Origin of the sequence: Rhodococcus sp. 06-470-2, from assembly GCF_002258235.1 — a bacterium.
Classification (GTDB): Bacteria; Actinomycetota; Actinomycetes; order Mycobacteriales; family Mycobacteriaceae; genus Rhodococcoides.
This window is the reverse complement of the sequence record NZ_NOYB01000004.1, coordinates 170,374-189,906: the sequence shown is the minus strand read 5'-3', so window position 1 is coordinate 189,906 and position 19,533 is coordinate 170,374. Positions and strand designations below refer to the sequence as shown.

General features: G+C 64.8%; 16 protein-coding genes and 1 pseudogene. 7 read left to right on the top strand and 10 right to left on the bottom strand.

Translation table 11 applies throughout. From position 1 onward, the window contains the following. Positions 1-111 precede the first annotated feature (111 nt). Both CH276_RS02380 and CH276_RS02375 read right to left on the bottom strand, forming a co-directional pair. A complete protein-coding gene (locus tag CH276_RS02380) occupies positions 112-474 on the bottom strand; it encodes an STAS domain-containing protein (RefSeq protein WP_094631028.1) in 363 nt (120 codons plus the stop codon). Positions 475-667: 193 nt separating this feature from the next. Next, the gene (locus CH276_RS02375) at positions 668-1,597 is read right to left on the bottom strand and encodes an aldo/keto reductase (RefSeq protein ID WP_094631029.1); all 930 of its coding nucleotides are present in this window, start codon (positions 1,595-1,597) and stop codon (positions 668-670) included. Between the two features lie 154 nt (positions 1,598-1,751). Between CH276_RS02375 and CH276_RS02370 the strand changes: the two genes are divergently transcribed. The 7 genes and pseudogenes from CH276_RS02370 (at position 1,752) to CH276_RS02340 (ending at position 9,951) form a co-directional block, all read left to right on the top strand. Further along, the gene (locus CH276_RS02370) at positions 1,752-2,768 is read left to right on the top strand and encodes a LacI family DNA-binding transcriptional regulator (RefSeq protein ID WP_094631030.1); all 1,017 of its coding nucleotides are present in this window, start codon (positions 1,752-1,754) and stop codon (positions 2,766-2,768) included. Continuing rightward, the gene (locus tag CH276_RS02365) at positions 2,765-3,772 is read left to right on the top strand and encodes a 2-hydroxyacid dehydrogenase (protein WP_094631031.1); all 1,008 of its coding nucleotides are present in this window, start codon (positions 2,765-2,767) and stop codon (positions 3,770-3,772) included. Before CH276_RS02370 ends, CH276_RS02365 begins: the two co-directional genes overlap by 4 nt. Then, the gene (gene manD, locus CH276_RS02360) at positions 3,769-4,986 is read left to right on the top strand and encodes a D-mannonate dehydratase ManD (RefSeq protein WP_032394637.1); all 1,218 of its coding nucleotides are present in this window, start codon (positions 3,769-3,771) and stop codon (positions 4,984-4,986) included. Before CH276_RS02365 ends, manD begins: the two co-directional genes overlap by 4 nt. A 4-nt stretch (positions 4,987-4,990) precedes the next feature. Further along, positions 4,991-6,508, top strand: coding sequence for a mannitol dehydrogenase family protein (locus tag CH276_RS02355; protein WP_094631032.1), 1,518 nt, complete (start codon positions 4,991-4,993; stop codon positions 6,506-6,508). A 58-nt stretch (positions 6,509-6,566) separates the two neighbouring features. Beyond that, positions 6,567-7,931: an MFS transporter gene (locus CH276_RS02350; protein WP_094631033.1), complete on the top strand. Its 1,365-nt coding sequence runs from the start codon at positions 6,567-6,569 to the stop codon at positions 7,929-7,931. Positions 7,932-7,964: 33 nt separating this feature from the next. After that, positions 7,965-8,875, top strand: a pseudogene (locus CH276_RS02345) (sugar kinase). 26 nt (positions 8,876-8,901) lie between these two features. Beyond that, a complete protein-coding gene (locus tag CH276_RS02340; RefSeq protein ID WP_254924284.1) occupies positions 8,902-9,951 on the top strand; it encodes an L-idonate 5-dehydrogenase in 1,050 nt (349 codons plus the stop codon). A gap of 15 nt (positions 9,952-9,966) precedes the next feature. Here the strand turns inward: CH276_RS02340 and CH276_RS02335 are convergent, their stop codons facing one another. The 8 genes from CH276_RS02335 to CH276_RS02300 all read right to left on the bottom strand — a co-directional run bounded on the left by CH276_RS02335 (position 9,967) and on the right by CH276_RS02300 (position 19,517). Then, the gene (locus tag CH276_RS02335) at positions 9,967-10,551 is read right to left on the bottom strand and encodes a hypothetical protein (RefSeq protein ID WP_032394633.1); all 585 of its coding nucleotides are present in this window, start codon (positions 10,549-10,551) and stop codon (positions 9,967-9,969) included. A 107-nt stretch (positions 10,552-10,658) separates the two neighbouring features. Continuing rightward, positions 10,659-11,744: a glycosyltransferase family 4 protein gene (locus tag CH276_RS02330; protein ID WP_094631035.1), complete on the bottom strand. Its 1,086-nt coding sequence runs from the start codon at positions 11,742-11,744 to the stop codon at positions 10,659-10,661. A gap of 54 nt (positions 11,745-11,798) precedes the next feature. Further along, positions 11,799-13,061, bottom strand: coding sequence for a hypothetical protein (locus tag CH276_RS02325; protein ID WP_254924261.1), 1,263 nt, complete (start codon positions 13,059-13,061; stop codon positions 11,799-11,801). Further along, positions 13,048-14,157 carry a glycosyltransferase gene (locus CH276_RS02320; protein WP_032394631.1) on the bottom strand — a complete coding sequence of 370 codons (1,110 nt, stop codon included), beginning with the start codon at positions 14,155-14,157 and terminating at the stop codon, positions 13,048-13,050. The genes CH276_RS02325 and CH276_RS02320 overlap by 14 nt, the downstream gene beginning before the upstream one ends. Then, positions 14,147-15,412, bottom strand: coding sequence for a hypothetical protein (locus tag CH276_RS02315; protein ID WP_094631036.1), 1,266 nt, complete (start codon positions 15,410-15,412; stop codon positions 14,147-14,149). Before CH276_RS02315 ends, CH276_RS02320 begins: the two co-directional genes overlap by 11 nt. Before the next feature lie 243 nt (positions 15,413-15,655). Beyond that, positions 15,656-17,182 carry a flippase gene (locus tag CH276_RS02310; RefSeq protein ID WP_094631037.1) on the bottom strand — a complete coding sequence of 509 codons (1,527 nt, stop codon included), beginning with the start codon at positions 17,180-17,182 and terminating at the stop codon, positions 15,656-15,658. After that, positions 17,182-18,234: a glycosyltransferase family 4 protein gene (locus tag CH276_RS02305; RefSeq protein ID WP_032394629.1), complete on the bottom strand. Its 1,053-nt coding sequence runs from the start codon at positions 18,232-18,234 to the stop codon at positions 17,182-17,184. Before CH276_RS02305 ends, CH276_RS02310 begins: the two co-directional genes overlap by 1 nt. Then, positions 18,144-19,517 (bottom strand): O-antigen ligase family protein, encoded by a 1,374-nt coding sequence (locus CH276_RS02300; RefSeq protein ID WP_032394628.1) that lies wholly within the window; start codon positions 19,515-19,517, stop codon positions 18,144-18,146. Before CH276_RS02300 ends, CH276_RS02305 begins: the two co-directional genes overlap by 91 nt. Between the last annotated feature and the right edge of the window lie 16 nt (positions 19,518-19,533).

Genomic DNA, 19,533 nt, shown 5'->3' with positions numbered 1-19,533 from the left:
CAAGTCGAACGAGCCGCTTCGGTTCAGTGGAGACGACTCACGGCCGCAGCCGTTTGTGAGTCCATGTCAGCCCAGGGTCACCGAAACGACGAACTGGTAAACCTCGACAGGTCAGGCTGCGCGAGGATCGTCGACGATCGTCGCCAAACCCAGCGCGTCGAGGACCATGCGTGCGGGCCGCGTCGGAGCGAAGATCTCGAGGCGGTCTGCCGCGCGAGCGGCAGCGTCGATGATCACGCTCGCTGCGCCCGAGTACATGAACGACACCGCCGACAAGTCCAGCAGCACAACCGATTCGCCGCGCAGCGCCTCGTCGAGTTCCCCAGCCAAGCTGGAGCGCGATGTCAAATCGAGTTCGCCGCCGGCACGAACCACCGTCAGGCGAGGCGAGTAGGACTCGATACCGATCGAGAAGCGAGCATCGGCGGTCTCGGCGGTTGCGAAGCGGGAATCGAAGTGGTCGGTGACAGTCACGGTGCGAACCTCTCAGTTCGGATGGCCTAACGACCGACATGCGCTGGGTGGAACCCGAGGGCTACAGGTTCCGTTGCATGCCGTGCAGTAATCCTGACAGCGCAACGTCACCGAATCGAAGACTGATCATCACGGATCGATAGCTAGTCGGTAACGAAGAGGTAACGGCAGATGTGACGGCGCTGAGCATCGTTCAGGGCAGTGTGTGGCCTGCCGTCCGGAACAGGCGGTACCACTCCTGCCTGGTCAGGCGTAGATCGGAACCTCCGGCGGCCTCGACGACTCGATCGGGGTTCGTGGTGCCGAGCACGACCTGGATGTCGGCCGGGTGCCGGGTGATCCAGGCCGTTGCCACTGCCGACGGGGTGGAGCCGTGTACGTCGGCGATCTCGTCGAGCGCCACGTTGAGTTCGGGGTAGTTCTCGCGGTCACCCACGAACACTCCGGAGGACGTCCCGCTCTGGAACGGTGACCATGCCTGCAGGGTGATGCCGCGCGTTCTCGCGTAGTCCAGCAGACCGTTGTCGCGGTCGATCGACTGATCCTCGGTGCCCATGTTGGCGGTCAGCCCCGACGCGATCAACGGCGAGTGCACGATGCTCAGCTGTACTTGATCGAAGAGAATCGGTTGTTTCACAGCGGTTTTCAGCAACTCGATCTGGCCGGGTGTGTGATTGGAGACGCCGAAGCCCAGGACCTTGCCCGACTCGTGCAGGTGATCGAACGCTGCTGCGACCTCCCCGGGCTCGACGAGTGCGTCCGGTCGGTGCAGCAGAAGTGTGTCCAGGTGATCGACACCGAGGGCTGCGAGTGACGCCTCGACCGTGGTGACGATGTGTTCTTCGGAGAAGTCGAACCAGCCGTCGCGGATACCGACCTTGCTCTGAATGCTGATGGCCTCACGCTGCGACGGGGTCAGTGTCACCGCGTCGCCGAATCGCTTCTCGCATGTGTGCGGGGCACCGCCGTAGATATCCGCGTGATCGAACACCGTCACGCCCACATCGAGGGCAGTGTCCACCAACCTCCTGATCCGGTCGTCGTCCACGTCGGTGATGCGCATGAACCCCAGCACGATGCTCGAGACTTCTGTTCCGGTGTGGGGGAGGGGGAATGTACGCACCGTGAAATCTCCTGCTCGTCGACGAAGCGGTCCATGGAGTCTGTCAAAGTCCGCCGCGCGGTCGACACGGAAGGGCTTGTGCAAGGTATTGACAAGTTTGCGCAACATCTGCAATCGTTGTGCTCAGCATCACAACGAACCCCCGAGGTGAACCATGGCACCAACGCTCACGCAGGTGGCACAGCAAGCAGGCGTATCCCTGTCGACGGCATCGCGCGCGTTCAGCAATCCCGACCGTATCGGTGCCGACACACTCGCCCGGATCATCGCGGTCGCCGACGACATCGGCTACGTCGCCGCCTCGGGTCGATCGTCGGACACTCGCATTGCGGCGACCACCGTCGCGGTCGTGGTACCCGACATCGGCCACACCGTCTTCGCAAGCTTCGTCAAGTCTGCCCAGGCCCAGGGCTGGCATCGCAGGCAGACCATCGTCCTGACCGACACCGACGGAAGCGCCGACCGTGAGCGTGAGGTGATCGGGGAGTTGCAGGGGCGAGTCGACGCATTGATCGTCTGTGCGCCGCGCCTGCCCGCAGAGGACATCGTTCAGTTGGCGGGCGACACCCCGCTCGTGCTCGTCAACCGGTCCTCGGACGAATGTGATTGCGTCGTCGCCGATTCGGAGGACGGAATTCGGCAAGCCGTGGACTACCTGGCAGCTCTGGGGCACTCGCACCTCGCGTACGTCCAGGGATCGCCACAATCCTGGTCCAACGCGCGACGTGTCGACGCCGTCGAACAGTTCTGTGCCGCACGAGGAATCGTGCTGGACGTGCTGGGCTGGCAGCAGGAAACCCTTGCGGGTGGTCACGCCGCCGCCGCCAGCGTCGTCGCGACGGGGGCCACCGCGGCCATGACCCACAACGATCCCATGGCCATCGGAGTCATGAACGGAGTCCGGTCGATGGGCCTGGCGGTTCCCGAGGATCTCAGCGTCGTCGGCATCGACGACTCACCTCTTGCCGAACTGGCGCATCCTGCTCTGACGAGCATCAGCGTGCCGATGGGTCGCGCCGGTCTCGTCAGCTCCGACCTGGTCTTCCAACGCGCAGCCGAGCCCGATTCGCCCGCGCGCACCATCCATCTCCCCACCCAACTCGTGGTCCGTGCCTCGTCCGGCCCCGTCCACACACGCACTCTCGTTCCGGGAAAGGACGAATCGAAGTGAAGGTCGTCATCGCAGATTCGAACCTGCTGCCCCATCGCGCCCGATTCGAGGATCGGATTTCCTCCGACGTCGCCCTGTCGTGGCACGAGAACTTCGACGTCGATGCGATTGCCGCCGACGTCGCCGACGCGACCGTGTACGTCGGCGGAAAGTTCCCGGCCGCGCTGGCCGAAGCATCGCCCAAGCTGCGGTTGGTGCACGTCGCCGGAGCCGGCACCGACGGCGTGGCCTTCGATGCTCTGAGCCCGCAGACACTGGTGGCCAACACCTTTCACCACGAGCGGTCGATCGCGGAGTACGTTGCCGCCACCGCGGTTGTGCTACGCCGCCGATTCCTCGAACAGGACCGGCAACTGCGGGAAGACCGATGGGCGTCGCCGGTCTACGACCGGACGCTTCGGCAGTCCAGCTCACTGGGTTCGGCGACCGTCGGATTCGTGGGCTTCGGCCACATCGGCGCGCAGTCCTGGGCACTGCTGCGCGCATTCGGCTGCACCGGTATCGCGGTCACGGGCAGCGGTTCGGTCGACGCCGCTGAGAACGGATTGACCTGGGCTGCCTCGACGGACCGCCTCTCCGACCTGATGACCGAGGCCGACGTCGTGGTGGTATCCGCACCACTGAACGAGCGCACCACCGGAATGATCGGCTCCACGGAACTTGCGGCCCTGGGAGCCGAGGGGGTCCTGATCAACGTCGGACGCGGACCACTCGTCCAACAGGATGCGCTGTTCGAGGCGTTGTCGACCGGTTCGCTCGGGGGAGCCGCCATCGACGTCTGGTACGACTACCCGTCGGCGGACGGTGTCGGTGCACCATCGCCGCATCCGTTCCACACGTTGCCGAACATCCTGATGACACCCCACTCGTCCGGCATCACCGGCGAAACCTTCGAAGGCCGAGTCGACGACATCACCGCCAACATCGGTCGACTCGCAGCGCACGAACCACTGATCAATATCGTTGCCGGCAAGAACTTCATGGCAGAGGCAGTGATCTCGTGACCGACAGGATCATCGCTGCCGACGTGATCGTCTGCAGCCCCACCCGCAACTTCGTCACCCTCAAGGTGACCACCGCGGACGGCGTCGTGGGCTACGGCGACGCAACGTTGAACGGCCGGGAACTCGCGGTGGCGTCGTACCTACGCGATCACGTCGCGCCGTTGCTGATCGGCCGAGATCCGGCGCGCATCGAGGATACCTGGCAGTACCTCTACCGCGGTGTCTACTGGCGACGCGGACCGGTGACGATGGCCGCGATCGGGGCAGTCGACCTCGCACTGTGGGACATCAAGGGAAAATCGCTGGGGCAGCCGGTCTTCCAACTTCTGGGCGGAGCCGTCCGGGATCGCATCCTCTCGTACACCCATGCCACCGGATGGGACACCGCGGAACTGATCGACTCGGTCGACCGGCGTCGGGCTCAGGGCTTTCGCGCCGTGCGTGCCCAGTCGGGAGTTCCCGGTCTCGACTCGGTGTACGGCGTGCACCGAGGGGCGCAGGGATACGAACCTGCTGGGCGCGGTGCATTTCCGGTCGAGGAAGTGTGGGATACCGACGCCTACCTCAATCATGTCCCCGGCGTACTGGCAGCGGTACGTGAACACGTCGGATCCGAACTGAAACTGTTGCACGACGCGCACCATCGATTGACTCCGCAACAGGCTGCGCGACTGGGCAAGTCGCTCGAGGACGTCGATCTGTTCTGGCTCGAGGACGTCACCACCGCCGAGGACCAGAGCGCCCTGCGGCTGGTGCGCCAACACACCACGACTCCGCTCGCCATCGGTGAAGTGTTCAATACCATCTGGGACTGCCAGCAGCTGATCTCCGAGAAGCTGATCGACTTCATTCGCGTCGCCATCGCGCATGCCGGCGGCATCAGTCATGTGCGCAAGATCTTCTCGCTCGCCGAGGTGCACCAGGTTCGCTGCGGGCCGCACGGACCGTCCGATGTCTCGCCGATCACCCTCGCCGCGAGTGTGCACCTGGGCATGGCGACGCCCAACTTCGGAATTCAGGAATTCATGGGCTACGACCCGCTGGTCGACGAAGTGTTCCCACACGCATGGTCGTTCGCAGACGGCTATCTCACCCCGGGTGATGCGCCTGGCCTCGGCGTGGACATGGACGAATCGTTGGCGGCGAGGTATCCGTACGAACCCGCGTATCTACCGGTTGCGCGTCGCCTCGACGGTTCCATGACGGATTGGTGACGAGATGAGTGAAGCGAGACTGTCCCGTTCGGCACTCGCCGGCTCGGGGCTCGCCCCCACGCGGCCGGACGGAACCGGAATCGTGCACCTGGGCCTGGGGAACTTCCACCGCGCACACCAGGCCGTGTACACCGCGGCCGCGCTGGCGCAGGACGGCGGACGCTGGGGAATTCTGGGTGTGGCCAACAGATCTCGGACGATCACGGATGCCATGCTCGCGCAGGACCTGCTCTACGGGGTCGTAGAGATCTCTCCGTCCGGCTCGCGCGTGAGTGTGCCGGGAGCGCATACCGGAGTCATGGTTGCCGCGCACGATCCCGCGGCCGTCGTCCGAGCCATTGCCGACCCGGACGTCAGGATCGTCTCGATCACCGTCACCGAGCTCGGCTACACGTTCTCGCCCCTGACCGGTGAACTGAATCTCGAATCGACTGCAGTGCAGCAGGATCTGGCCCAGCCGGACACGCCGACGACGACCGTGGGACAGCTCGCGCGAGCGTTGTCGGTGCGGGCTCGAAGTCACGGAACTCCGATCACGGTGGCCAGCTGCGACAACCTGCTGGGTAACGGGGACCGCACGGCGGCTCTCGTGCGCCAGTTCCTAACCCGCTGCGGTGCCGACGACGTGATCGATTGGTTGGCGACGTCGGTGACGTTCCCCAACTCCATGGTCGATCGCATCGTCCCGTCCAGCAGCGAGTCGTACGACGCAGAGTCCACTGCCCGGTTGGGTGCAGTGGACACCATCGCCGTCCCGGCCGAGCCGTTCACGATGTGGGTGATGGAGGACAACTTCGTCGCAGGTCGTCCGCGGTGGGAGGCCGGCGGTGCCGTATTCGCTCGGCACGTCGAACCCTACGAGCTCATGAAGGTGCGGCTGCTCAACGGAACGCACTCTCTCATTGCTTATCTCGGCGCTCTGGACGGTCGCGCGACCATCCCGGATTCGATCGGACGGCCGTTCGTCGAGGCCGCGGCGCGAGCGGTACTCGTCGACGAATACCTCCCCACCGTGCCCGTTCCGGGCGACGTGGACATCGAGGACTACATCGCTCAGCTGTTCGTACGGTGGTCCAATTCCGCTCTGGGCCACAGAACGGCACAGGTCGGTTCCGACGGCTCGGCGAAGCTGGCGCAGAGAATCCCGACCCCCGTGCTGTATCACCTGCGCAACGGCGTTGTACCGCAACATCTCTCGTTGACCCTGGCCGCGTATCTCTGCTGCGTGTGCCCTCCCGAAGGTTTCGATCCCGGCCCGCACGCACGTGCAATGGCCGACCCAGCACGTGCGCGATTGGCAGGACTTGCCGCCTCGGCAGCGTCCAGTGAAGATGTCGTTCGATCGGTTCTCGAACGCGGCGACATCCTTCCCGTCGAACTGGCCGAGTATCCCGAATTCATCACACGCACAGCGGATTTGATGAATACTGTTGTCCGTCATGGTCCGATGGCAGCAGCCGTCGAAGCGGGAAGTTCTTCGCTCCGCCCTGTCGTCACAGCATCCCGGACCACACTCGACTGACTCCTTCCTTCTTCCTTCCTTCCTTCGGCTCAGGCCGTAACTTCACCCGAGGACAACCATGGACACGACCACAGAACCATCGGATTCTCCGAGAATCGCTCCGGCCAAGCATGATCCGACCGCGGTACGACGCGCGGCGTGGGCCGGCCTCATCGGCACCACGCTCGAACAGTACGATTTCGTCATCTACGGCACGGCATCTGCGCTGATCTTCAACAAACTGTTCTTTCCCAACATCTCTCCGGCCGCGGGCATCATCGCCAGTTTCAGCGCGTACGCCGTCGGGTTCCTTGCTCGTCCGCTGGGCGGGCTGTTCTTCTCTCGCTACGGTGACCGCCTCGGTCGCAAATGGGTGCTCGTGGCGACCCTGATGCTGATGGGAGGAGCAACGATGGCCATCGGGCTGCTGCCGACATTCGAACAGGTAGGCCTACTTGCCCCGGTGTTGCTGGTACTGTGTCGGTTCTTTCAGGGCTTCGGAGCGGGAGCCGAACAGTCAGGTGGCGCAACGCTTCTCACCGAGACTGCGGAAATCGGCAAACGTGGCCGATTGGCTGCCCTCGTCATGACCGGAGCGGCACTCGGCACCGCGCTCGGAGCCATCGCCTGGATTCTGGCCCAGTTGCTCCCCGATGACCAACTGATGTCCTGGGGCTGGCGAATGGTGTTTCTCAGCAGCATTCTGGTCACCGTTGCCGCGTTCATCATCAGGCGCAAGCTCAACGAGTCTCCGGTCTTCCAGGAGCTCAAAGCGGCCCAGGAGCGCCCGAAGGCACCGGTGACGGAAGTGTTCGCCAACGGAAAGCGGCCGCTGTTCATCGTTATGTTCATGACCGTCGGCATCAGTGCACAGTCCTACACGTACCAGGTGTTCATGGCCTCGTACATGAAGAACGACGTCGGCGTGGACCCCACGTTCATCCCGAAGGTGTTGCTGATCGGAGCTATCTGTGGCGGTATCGCGGCCTGGGGCTTCGGATGGCTCTCGGACAAGGTGGGTCGCAAGCCGGTGTACATCGGCATCGTCGGCCTGCTCGTCGTTCTGCCGGTCCCGACCTTCATGGCGCTGAACACCGGCTCGCACACGTTGATCACCCTGGTGATGATCATCGGATTCATCCTGGCATGCCAGGGAGCAGTCGGCGTCACGATGAGCTACTTCCCGGAGATGTTCGGTGCCCGATACCGTTACGCCGGGGTGACATTGGGTCGCGAGTTCGCCTCGGTGTTCGGCGGCGGCATCGCTCCGCTGTTGTGCGCGGCTCTGATCACCGCGTTCTCCGGCTCCTGGGTTCCCGTCGCCGTGTACATGATGATCATGGCGATCTCGGTACTCGTGGCCGCGTCGTTCGCTCCGGAAACCCGCGACAGAGACCTGACCGATCCGGCCAACGCCACCGATCCTGTACTCGTCGAGGCTTGATCTGCAGTGTCGGTACTGACCTTCGGCGAAACCATGGCTTTGACCACCGCCCAGGACCTCGGTCCACTCGCACACGTCTCGACGATGCGGCTGGGTATCGGGGGAGCCGAGACGAATTTCGCAATAGCACTGCGGCGGTTGGAAGTTCCGGTCACCTGGGTGGGCCGAGTGGGTTCGGACAGCCTGGGTGACCGGGTGGCCAGGGAACTGCAGCCGAACGACTCGACGCACACGTCGTTCGAGACCCCGATGCACCCACCGGCCTGATGGTGAAGGAACGCCGTACTTCCACTTCGACTCGGGTCTGGTACTACCGAGCGGGGAGTGCAGGCTCACGCTTCCGTATCGGTGACATCCCGGAGACACTCTGGGACGGAGTCAGGGCGCTGCACGTCACGGGAATCACCCCGGCATTGTCGGATACGGCGTGCAAAGCGACGCTGTTCTACGTCGAGCGAGCCCGCGAGCGCGGCATCGCGGTGTCTTTCGACCTGAACTATCGCCGGGCACTGTGGACGAGAACCGAAGCGGCACCGGTGTATCGGCAGATCATCGAGCAGGCCGACATCGTGTTCGCCGGTACCGAGGAGGCAGCCATCGCCGTCGGTGACGGCACTGCCTCCGAGTTGGCGGAACGTTTGTGCGAGCTCGGCACGGACGAGGCCGTCATCAAGCTCGGCGACCGCGGTGCACTGGTACGGGCCCGAGGCACCGAATACGTCTGCACTGCAGTGCCGGTGGACGTGGTCGACTCGGTCGGCGCAGGGGACGGTTTCGTGGCCGGCTATCTGTCCGAACGGCTCGTCGATGCACCGATCGACCAGCGGCTGCGAACGGCGACGACCGTGGGTGCCTTCGCGTGCACGGTCCCCGGCGACTGGGAGGGTATGCCGCGCCGAGACGAGCTCGACCTGCTCACCTCGGAGGAGGCTGTCACCCGATGAACGAGAACGGACGGACGAGTACCACCATGACCGAAGTACCGCGCATTCCCGAGAAGACCGTCGCCCTGGTCGCCCATGCCGCCGACGATCTGCGTCTCGACACCGTCGCTGTGACACCCGCGGCACCGGACGAGGCAATCATCGCCATCGCCTACGGCGGGATCTGCGGATCGGATCTGCACTACTGGCAGCACGGTGCTGCGGGTCAGTCGGTGTTGAAAGCGCCGATGCGGTTGGGCCACGAGGCGTCGGGAACGGTGGTTCGTCGTGCCGAGGACGGCAGCGGTCCCGCCGAAGGCACCCCGGTGACCGTTCATCCGGCCACGCCCGGCGGAACGGGCGCGAAATACCCGGCCGATCGCCCCAACCTGTCGCCCGGCTGTCGGTACATGGGCAGCGCGGCACAGGTACCGCACAACGACGGGCTGTTCATCGGACACGTCGCCGTCCCGACGCGAATGCTCCGAGCCCTGCCGGCAGGACTCGATCTGAGAATCGCGGCGCTGGCCGAGCCCGCGAGCGTGGCCTGGCACGCTGTCGAACGCGCCGGAACCGTTCGGGGCGCAACTGTCCTCGTCGTCGGTACCGGTCCGATCGGTGCCCTCATCGTGGCGGTGGCCGCGCGGGCGGGTGCGGCGAACATCGTCGCGGTCGACCTGCAGGATTACTCGCTCGAAGTGGCACGTGCACTCGGTGCGCACCGGACGATCGATGCTCGCGACGGCGTGGCGATCGCCTCCGTCGAGGCAGACGTCACGTTCGAGTGCTCAGGTAATCACCGCGGTCTGGCGTCGGCGATCAACGGCACCATGCGCGGCGGCCGCGTCGTGATGGTGGGGCTACCCCCGGCCGGTGATCAGCCGGTCCCGGTGTCGTTGGCGATCACGCGTGAGATCGACCTCGTCGGTTCCTTCCGTTTCAACGACGAGATGGACGACGTCATCGAGGCATTGGCCGACGGTTCCCTCGACGTCGGAGCGGTCGTCACGGCCGAATATCCCGTCACCGAGGCGCTCGACGCATTCGCGCTGGCGGCGGATGCATCGCGTTCGAGCAAGGTCCTACTGACGTTCTGATCGAACAGAGCTCGACTACTCGAACTCGAGTCGCATGGATTGACTCGTCATCTGCAAGATGAGCACGAAGCCGGTGAGAGTCACCACGATCGGTGCCCACAGGACGACGGCGACGAACGTGTCGACACCTCTGTCCACCACGATGTACACCGCGACGATGGAGGTAGCCAGCACACACAGCGCTATGTGTGCAGCCAGCCTCCATTTGTCGAAGAGGAAACCGGCCAGCATGCCGAGGGGTATGAGAAACGTGCACTTTCCGAGTGTCACCTCGGGCTCGAAGTCCGCGGTGATGGTGGCCCCGAAAATCGCGATATCGGCGATGACGACGAACGCGAAGGCCTGCCGGAGCGTCGGCCATGGACCGAACCACCAGAATGCGCCCATGATGTACGCGGCGATCATGCACGTCCACTGCACTATCGACGGGATCGGGGTGGTGGCACCGTAACCGAATGCCATCTCGAGGGTCACCACGACGGCCATGGCCAGACTCGCAGCCGAGACGACCCGTTTGACCCCCGTGGTCAGCGCGAGGGAGGCCATTACTCCGACACCCCAGTGATAGTGCTCGTTCGGCCGGTACGAAGCGCGTGTCACGTGTGTCCCCTTCCGTCGACCGCTTCAGGATTCAATCACACGCGACCATGACGAGGATCATGTTTCTGCACTTCACCAGCTGATGCGTCCGGCGATCGAAGCGGCGTTCAGCCGATCAGCCGGTGTAACAGTTCGGGAAGCGTTTCGCCGATGTCGTGGCGACTGGCCACGCGGTAGCGAGCGCTGTCACCGAGTCGGCGCCGTCGATCCGCGTCACCGATGACGGTCGAGATCGCCTCGGCCAGAGCCGCGGAGTCACCGGGTTCGACCAGTACCCCCGCGCCCTCGGAGAGAAATTCGTGGGTACCGCCGTGATCCGTTCCGATCACCGGCAGCCCGTGCGACATTGCCTCGAGTACCGACAACGGTCCGGCCTCCGGGGACGTACTGGCCGAAATCACGACATCCCACCTGCGGAGTGCGGACTCTGCATCGGTGTGCCCGAGAAACTCCACCCTGCCGGCGAGGTCCGATTCGGCGGCACGTTCGTGGAGCTCCGATACGTAGTCGCGATCGCCGGGAAAGCTTCCGCCGGCCAACTCGACTCGGATGTCGGGGAGTGTGGCGACGGCATCGAGGAGAACTCGGTGCCCCTTCCAGGGTGTCAGCAACGCCAACATGCCGACCACCGGTGGGGTGTGAAGTTCGCCGCCGAAACGGGTCACCGGCCACGGCACTCCGTTGTGTGCCACCACCACCGGAAGGCCTGCCGCGCGGAGCGGAACGGCCGTTGCTTCCGAGACCGACACCGCGACCCGAATTGCCGGGCGGGAGAATCGAACCACCACGCGCTGCTTGAGAGAGTTCATGGTGTCGTGAACGAGCCAGGACGCACCGCGAGTCGGCCGGCACAATCGTGCGACCGGGAGCGCGAACAGGGAATTGACGACAGTTGTCGTGTCGGGCGCGCGCACGACGGAGCGCACTGCGCGTGCGGCACCGATCCACCTTCCGAGCAGGCGCAGCGCGGCGATACCGCGTGCGGCACCGTGCTCACCCCCGAGACCGAGTTCGTCGATCCGAATGTGCCGGGTTCCGCTCGGCAGGCGACGCGCCAATGGTCCAGCGGGGCAGGCGATCACAGTTCTGTGGCCGCGGCGCTCGGCCTCGTCGATCAAATTGAGCAGCACCTTCTCCGCACCGGAAACCTGTCCGGTGTGGGCCAGAAAGAGCACGGTCGACTCGTCGGTCATGTGTTGGCCTGTCTGTGTGGCAAGGGTGGTTCGCGAAAGCGAACTCGTGACTCGTCAGGCATGGTGCAGTAGAGCGACGGGGTCTCCGCACATCCTCTGCAGCGCTGAATCGACGACCGCGACGTCGATCATCTTGCTGCAGAACGATGCCGTGTAGGTCCGCCCACCGGCAATCTCGGCAATGAGCATCGTGCAGCCGTCCGGGCCGTCCGGTTCGAGTGATGCGGCCATCTGCGGTGGCCTGCCGTCGTCGACCCAGTCGAGGTGATCGAACACTCGCACTCGCCCGAGGTCGCTGACGGCCAACCTCAATGTCCCAGGAACGTCGACGACAGAATCGTCGACCTGCGGTCCAGCGGACGACCGAACTTGCGTTGCGATGTCGCGGAGCTGCGACATCCCCAGTACCGCTATGGGCCAACCGGATTCGATCACCTCACGCATCGCCGTAGCGATAGCGACGGGTGTCGTGCCCGACGGCAAGTGAAGTGGAATACCGACGGCGAAGTTCCCGTGCGAATTCTGTTGTGCGGGATCGAGGTAGCGTCGACTGTTGAACAAGACCATGACGTGCTCGGCGACGTCGACGCCCTCTGCGCGCAGTGCCGCGCTCCACAGCGCGATCGAGATCGACGCGGCTGTCGCACCCGGCATGTTCTCGGCCGTCCAGTGCTTGAGTTCGTCCACCCGTGCTCGGCTCATGTACCCGGCACGGCTGACTTTCGCGGTTTCCCAGTTCTCGATTCTTCGGCGGGGAGCAGACCCGTCGTCGACCTCGGGTCTATGGCGTCCGCGCAGCCTACGGAAGTCCAAGATGGTCTTGGGGTTCCGAGAATAGTGACGCCACAACGCTTTCCACGTCGAACTCGCGGGCAATCCTGACGCGAGCCCGGGAACCAGTGTCCCGTCGGCATCGTCGCAGAATGCCGCCAACATCATCACGCCGATCTGGCCATCTCCGATTCCGTGCGAGTAGTCGATGGCGAGATGGTCGTCGAACACGATCACGTCGAGCGGGCTGCGCTTGCCGTCTCGGGATCGAATCTCGGTGAGCATCCGACCCAGGTCGTCCGTGGGGCCGCTACTCGCGGTGACGTTGTCACCTGCGATGTCGGTGCGGTAGCGCCAATGCCGAGTGTCCGACCGCGGTTCCAGTGCGAGGTGTGCCTCGGCATCGGCCTGTTCGGCGGCCGTGAGCGTTCGTCTCGTACGTCCGACGTCGAGACCACGAACCGGACCGACAGCGGTGATTATTCGGGTGTCGGCGAACACTCGATCCAGCGCAGTCGCGCGGTAGCGGTGCTCAGCGGACGGCATCGACGACCTCCTGCATTCGACTGCGGAAGTTGGCGCGAGAAAAGCCTTCCGCCCACGTACGGATGGCGGCGCGGTCGTAGTCCGCAGGGTCGAAGGAGCGCATGGCCTCGGCGAATCCGGCGATCACGTCGTCGTCGGAGCCTGGAGATACGTGCACCCCGGTCTTCCCGGGTACCACCGAGTCCATCGCACCGCCGTCGCCCAGGGCGATGACGGGTGTTCCGGTTGCCATGGACTCGACGGGGACGATCCCGAAGTCCTCTACGCCCGGCATCAGAAGGGCTCGCGTCGTGCGGTGCAGTTCGAGAAGCTTCTCGTGTGAAACTCGTCCCAAGAAGGTCGTTTTGGGTCCGGCGAGTTCTCGGCAGGCGTTCATTGCGCGACCGTCTCCTGCCACCACGAGGGGAACGTCGGCTTCGGCGGCAGCGCGGACAGCGATGTCCGGACGCTTGTAGGGGACAAGGCGTCCCGCGAGCAGGAAGAAGTTCTCTCGCTCGACGGACGGATCCGGTGTGAATCCCTCGGTGTCGACGGGAGGATGGACAACCACTGCGTCGTCGCGCCCCCACCAGTTGTCGATACGACGCGCAACTGCACTCGAATTGGCCACCACGGTGGTCAGTTTCGGTGCGGCGGCTATCTCGCATCGACGTGCGACGGCCGACAATGCCGTCAGTATCGCCGCTCCGGCTCGACCGCCACCCTCGCCTGCGCGCAACTCGGGGTCCCAGGCCCACCGTGCCGGGCTGTGTACATAGGCGATCACCGGGGAGTCGGTGGCGAACACGGCCTGGGTAGCGAAGGCATGGTGGCTGACGACCACGGCATCGAAACCGGTGAGCGGCATTCGGCGAAAGGCCAGCGGCATCAGCGGAAGAACGGGCGCGTACGACCGTTGGCCCAACGCGTTGTACACCCGATTGAGGCCGGTCGTGTGCGGCTCGCGACTGATTCCGGCCGGTACCCCGGACGGCCGGGAGATAGGCGCGAACACCTCGGCCGCAGGCCAGTGCAGAGCAAGTTGCTCGATGACGTGCTCGGATCCGGCGATCTCGGTGAATCTCTCGTGTACGACGGCGATTCTGTCAGCTGGCATGTCTCTGGCCTTCCGGCGCGATCGTCTGTGCGGTCCGTTCCACCCGTCGGGTCGACCTACCGCTCTGCAGGACCAGATGTACGGGGATGTCGAAGTCGTCGAGCAGCCGCAGTGCGGCGGTTGCCGCCTTCTTGTCTCGTCCGCGTTTCGAAACCAGCACCACCACGGTCTCGACGTCACCCACGTCGAGGTGCTGCCACCACGGGTCCGATACGCCGAATTCTGCGGTGGCTCGGCGAGGTTCGGTTGTCCGGTCCTGATCGTGATCCGACTCCGACACGGCACCCTCGCCGACCAACAGGACGATCACGCTCTCGCCCTTGGGAGCAGCGTGTCGAGCGCCCCTCGAGGCAGTCCGGTCGCCGCGTTCGAGCGCAGCGATCCGCGCAGCTACGGCAGGCGGCACCGTATCGCCCGACTTCGGGTCGAAGTGTGCACCGTACTTGCGCGAGACCCGACGGGCCCAGGAGCGAGAGGGCTTGCGTCCGAGGCGTCCTCGGAGCAGCACGATCAGTTCGGCCGCGACGATGAGAGCAGCGAGCGCTGCGACGAGCGCCTCCAAGACCGGTTTCGGCGATACCGGAGTGGTGCTCTGTTCGGGGTTCGACAGCACGACGAGTCGATCTCCGCCCGCTGTGGCCTGAACCTCGCTCAGTCGGGCGCGCAGATCGGCCAGCTCGGAGACGGCCGCGAGCCGACTCGGATCGTCGGGTGCCAGGGCATCGATTCGAGCCTGTTGCGCGTCGACTGCGGACTGTGCATCGCTCGTACGATCGCCGGAGTCGCGAATTGCATTGGCAGTGCTGGTGCTTGCCATGGTCGACACCATCGCCTCGGCCAGATCCGCGGCGAGTTCGGGAGATCGGGTTGTCACCGTCACGATGAGCAGCGCAGGCGAGGTTCCGGGGGAGAGCTCCACGCTCGAGGCGAGTTCTGCTGCGTCCATACCGGAATCGACCTGAGCGAGTACCTCGTCGAGAACACTGCGATCGGTTGCCAGTTCCATGAACGGTGCGCGCATCTGCTCGATGAACGCGTCACCGGGGACAAGAGTCTGGGCCGGTTCGATCTCGGTGACGACCGACGCGGCGTACTGCTCGTCGGTGAGTTCGCTCCTGAGGTAGAACACCCCTGCACCGACCAGCAGCGCGATGACGAGGGCTGGCAGAAATGCTCGGCCCAGCTCACGCATGTGGCCGGCCAGGTCGATGGGTGGGGGTACGTCGCCTCGGTGTACGGCATCGTGGACGGACATCAACCGCATATCCTTCCGTCGTTGATGCGAGCGGATGTACCGCTTCGGCGATTCGTGGAGCCGACGGGCTCGATGATAGCCGGGGTCGGGTGTCGGTCGCGTAGCCGTGCCGCCCGTGAATGAAATTGCACATCAACAACATTGGAATAACAAGCACGGTGATTTGTTGCGATCGCGAAACCGAACTTCGAGTCCGGACCGAGCCGCCCGAATCGGGCGATGTGTCCGTTGTTTCCGTGGTTCTCACTCGGATCGCGCACGGTGCCGTCCTTTCTCTGCCGCTCCCGGCAGTGGTGACTCGACGAGTCCGATCGCAACGAGCGCGTAGAGCACTATCGCGACCAGCAGCGCCGCCGCAGAGGAGACGAGCAGCCACAGGCCGGGGTGGTACTGCACCAGGAACCAGCCGCCGACCGTTGCAGCTGCCGCGATCACGACGACGACCGAAATCGACCGCACAGGAAACAGTTTGGAAATCGGCATACTCCGCGCGATCACTGCCCACAGCAGGACGAGCGTGGTTCCGATCGTCGCTACCGTGGAGATTGCAGCTCCGTCGTACGACATTCGCGGGATCAGAACGAGGTTCAACCCGACGTTCAGGGCCAGGCCGACCAACGCCACCACGGGGTAGTGTCGCTGCATTCCGGCCGATGCGAGCACGAAAATGCCCAGCATCACCAACGACATCAGCGCAGCGCCGATCACGAGCAGACGGGCTGCGTGAGCTCCGTCGACGAAACGGTCGCCGTACAGCAAGCCGATCAGCGGCTCGGCGGACGGTACGAACGCCGCGACAGCCATCGCCCCGAACAGTGCGAACAGCAGTGCAGCCGAACGTGTGCGCGCTCGAAATGCTGTCGTGTCGTGGGGCCACGACGCGACGAGCAGGGTGCTGATCGGTGCCACCGCGGCCAACACGAAGGTGTCGATCATGTCCGAGAATTTGTAGCCGATGGAGTACAGTCCCACGGCCTCGAACGTGTCGAGCAGGCTCAGCATCAACATGTCGATCTTGAGCATGGCGATGGTGAGAGCGAAGCCGATCGCCAGTGGTACGGCCTCTTTCAGATAGGGCCCCCAGCGACGGATTTCGATGTGCCGTGACGGTCGCAGACCCATGGAACGGTTGCCGATGCCGAAGCCCTTGGTCACCAACTTGAACACTTCGTTGGCCACGGCCGGGAGAACGAAGATCAGCAGGGTGGGGGCAAGCACGGCCGCCAGGACGGTCAAGGCCAATTGGAGTGCTTGGCCTGCGCTTTCGGCGACGGCCACCAGGACCAGGCGATGACGGCTCTGGAAGAGGACGCTCAGGGCGTGGCCAGGCGTGGCGAACACGACAACCAGTCCACCCACGACCGTGGCGAGAACCACTTCGCTCGGATACTGCAGCAGGAGAACGTATGCGACGGCCAGCACGTACCCCAGCAGCCCGAGGACGGTCCGCAGAGCCAGGAACGACGATGCCGTTCGACCGATTTCCTCGGGATCGTCGTCCATCAACTTCGCCAGCACGACGCGTCCGACACCCAGATCGGTGACGACGGACATCAAGCCGAGCAGCGCGAAGACGAAGCTGAACTGACCCCAATCGTCCGGTCCGAGGGACCGCGCGACCACGACGCTGCCTGCCCATCCCAGGGCTGCGATGATCACTCGGCTGATCAGGACGGCAATCGTGGCCTTGGCAGCGGCCTTCGGATCCGCGGCCACTGCACGGTAGTCGGGAGGTTGCTCGGTGCCGTCGAGTGCGAGGTCCTCGGCCATCAGACCACGCCTGCGGCTCGATATGCGCCGGCGGTGAGCTCTGCCGTTCGACGCCAGCTGATCTCGCGGGTTGCCACGGCTGCCGCGTCGACGAGGGCTGCGCGGGTATCTCCGTCGAAAGCGATGGGTTTCATCGCCTGTACCCAGTCGTCCACGTTCTCCGATTCGACGAGAACGGCACCGTCGCCGACGACATCGGGGAGGGCACCGACGGCACTGGCGACGACCGCGCCGCCCGAGGCCATCGCCTCGACGGGCGGGAGTCCGTAGCCCTCGTACCGAGAGGCGTACGCAGTGATGGTCGCGGCAGCGTAGAGGCCGGGCAGATCCTCGACGTCCACGTACCCGAGCCCCTGTGAATTGCGGGGGGCGTGGGGGCCGGTGGAGCCGGCCCCGGCCAACAGGCACGGTAGTCCGAGACTCTCCGCTGCGTCCGCCACCAGCTGAACGTTCTTGCGAGGCTCCACCGTTCCGACCTGCATGACGAAACGGTCCGGCAAGTCGTACTTGCGTCGAACGGCGTCCACCCGGCCCTCGCTGGGGACGCGAGCCCACGCTGCGGGTGCCAGGCCGACCACCGTGGCGTCGCGCCCGCTGACCGCCTTGATTCGATCGGCGGTGAACTGCGAGACCGCGATGAGCAGATCTGCGCGACGCAGTGCGCGCCGTACCAGTCTCTGCTCACCCAGTGCGCGAAATCGACTGGAAGCCGACGGCATGTCGATGACTGAGAGGTCGTGCACCGTCGCAACGGTGAAGGCCTTGGTGAGGAACGGCAGGTCGACGTCGAGGCCGTGCACCACATCGCAACGACCGACGGGGAGGGCACCGAGCACAGCGCGAGCCGCACCGCTGGTGACCGGCCTCTCCATCGCCGCGACCGAGGGTGGCAGATCGCCGACGGCGTCGCGCTGCACGCACGCGGCGAGATCGGTACCCGGTAGGCAATGTGGGAGCTCGTTCAGGAGTTCGCGAATGTAGGTCTGTACGCCGCTTCCGCCCGGTCGGAGGGCGAGCGCCCCGAAAACGATTCGTGTTGCGCTGCTGCGCATCCCACCACTCCTAACAAGAGCCAGAAATAGACATCGATCGGAAAGATCTCGAAATACGTGGAGACGAGACTGGCGAACATCGCGGCGACGATCGACGCACCGACTCCGAGGGCGAGCGCACCGTCGCTACCCGGTAGTGCCCGGGACAGGCGGGTGCACCACAGCAACGACGTCACCAACAGCGCCACGACGGCCCAGAGGCCGATCGGCCCCAGTTCGAGCAGCGCCTTGACGTAGTAGTTGTCCGGTTGATAGTTGGTCGACAGTCCGGATCGAGTGAACGCCTGACCCTCTGCGGTGGAAATGCGGTCTGCTGCAGACCCACTCGATCCCAGCCCCGTCCCGACTGGATGAACCAGAATGCTGGCGATGATGTTGGCCCAGCCGTCGCCGCGTTGACCCAGGCTGCTCGACGAGAAGAAGACCGACGTGATCTTGGGTACGAAGGGGACCGTGACGGCGACGGCCACTGCCGCCAGCGCGAACGGCGCGGCGAGGTAGCGGAAACGCACGGCGATCAAGTAGACGGCCCCGACGGCGAGTCCGAGGATCGCGCCTCGCACGATCGAGCTGGACATCGCGATCACCATCATCGGAGTCGCGCAGAGGAACAACAGGTTTCGCCGCCGACGCGGATCGGCCAGCGCTACCGCACCTCCGACCAGCAACGCCAACATCACGTACAGGCCGAAGGGGAACGGCAGATTGAACGTGCTGAACGTACGCAGCAGTCCGCCCGATGTTCGGACCTGCGTGCCGTATTCGTACCCCAGCGACACCAGTGCGGCGGGACCGGCCACCAGTTGCGCTATGCCGACCGCCGACGTGAACACGCCCATGCCCATGAGAACGGAGACGAGGTGGTCCCGATCGGTGGCGTCGAACGGTGCGAGCCACATGACGACCACCAGCAGGATGTAGAAGAAGGTGACTTTGATGCCGAACACGCCCACGACTCCGTACGTGGCGAACGCCGACACGCTGCCGAACACGACGAAGACCGCAGCGGCCGGCCACCACGGCACGAACACTCGAGGCGACGAGCCGCGGACGTGCCGTGGTCGACGCAACCACGCGCACAGGACCGTGAAGACGACGAGACCCTCCTTCCAGCCCGATACGATCCCGGGGAGGGGAACGAGAACCAGAAGTCCGTGCAGTGGAACAAGTCCGGCCAGCAGGAGAACCCCGCGCTGTGGCCGACGGTAGATCGCCGAGGCCACCGCACAGCCCAGCGCGAGCACCAGCGCTGCGCCGACACCGAGCGCGACGTACGTGATCACGCGGTGCCCCGAACGC

Coding starts and splice junctions, on each gene's coding strand:
- CH276_RS02370 (WP_094631030.1), top strand. CDS start 1,752: ATGGCACCAACGCTCACGCAGGTGGCACAGCAAGCAGGCGTATCCCTG.
- CH276_RS02355 (WP_094631032.1), top strand. CDS start 4,991: ATGAGTGAAGCGAGACTGTCCCGTTCGGCACTCGCCGGCTCGGGGCTC.
- CH276_RS02350 (WP_094631033.1), top strand. CDS start 6,567: ATGGACACGACCACAGAACCATCGGATTCTCCGAGAATCGCTCCGGCC.
- CH276_RS02340 (WP_254924284.1), top strand. CDS start 8,902: ATGACCGAAGTACCGCGCATTCCCGAGAAGACCGTCGCCCTGGTCGCC.
- CH276_RS02330 (WP_094631035.1), bottom strand. CDS start 11,744: ATGACCGACGAGTCGACCGTGCTCTTTCTGGCCCACACCGGACAGGTT.
- CH276_RS02325 (WP_254924261.1), bottom strand. CDS start 13,061: ATGCCGTCCGCTGAGCACCGCTACCGCGCGACTGCGCTGGATCGAGTG.
- CH276_RS02320 (WP_032394631.1), bottom strand. CDS start 14,157: ATGCCAGCTGACAGAATCGCCGTCGTACACGAGAGATTCACCGAGATC.
- CH276_RS02315 (WP_094631036.1), bottom strand. CDS start 15,412: ATGTCCGTCCACGATGCCGTACACCGAGGCGACGTACCCCCACCCATC.
- CH276_RS02310 (WP_094631037.1), bottom strand. CDS start 17,182: ATGGCCGAGGACCTCGCACTCGACGGCACCGAGCAACCTCCCGACTAC.
- CH276_RS02305 (WP_032394629.1), bottom strand. CDS start 18,234: ATGCGCAGCAGCGCAACACGAATCGTTTTCGGGGCGCTCGCCCTCCGA.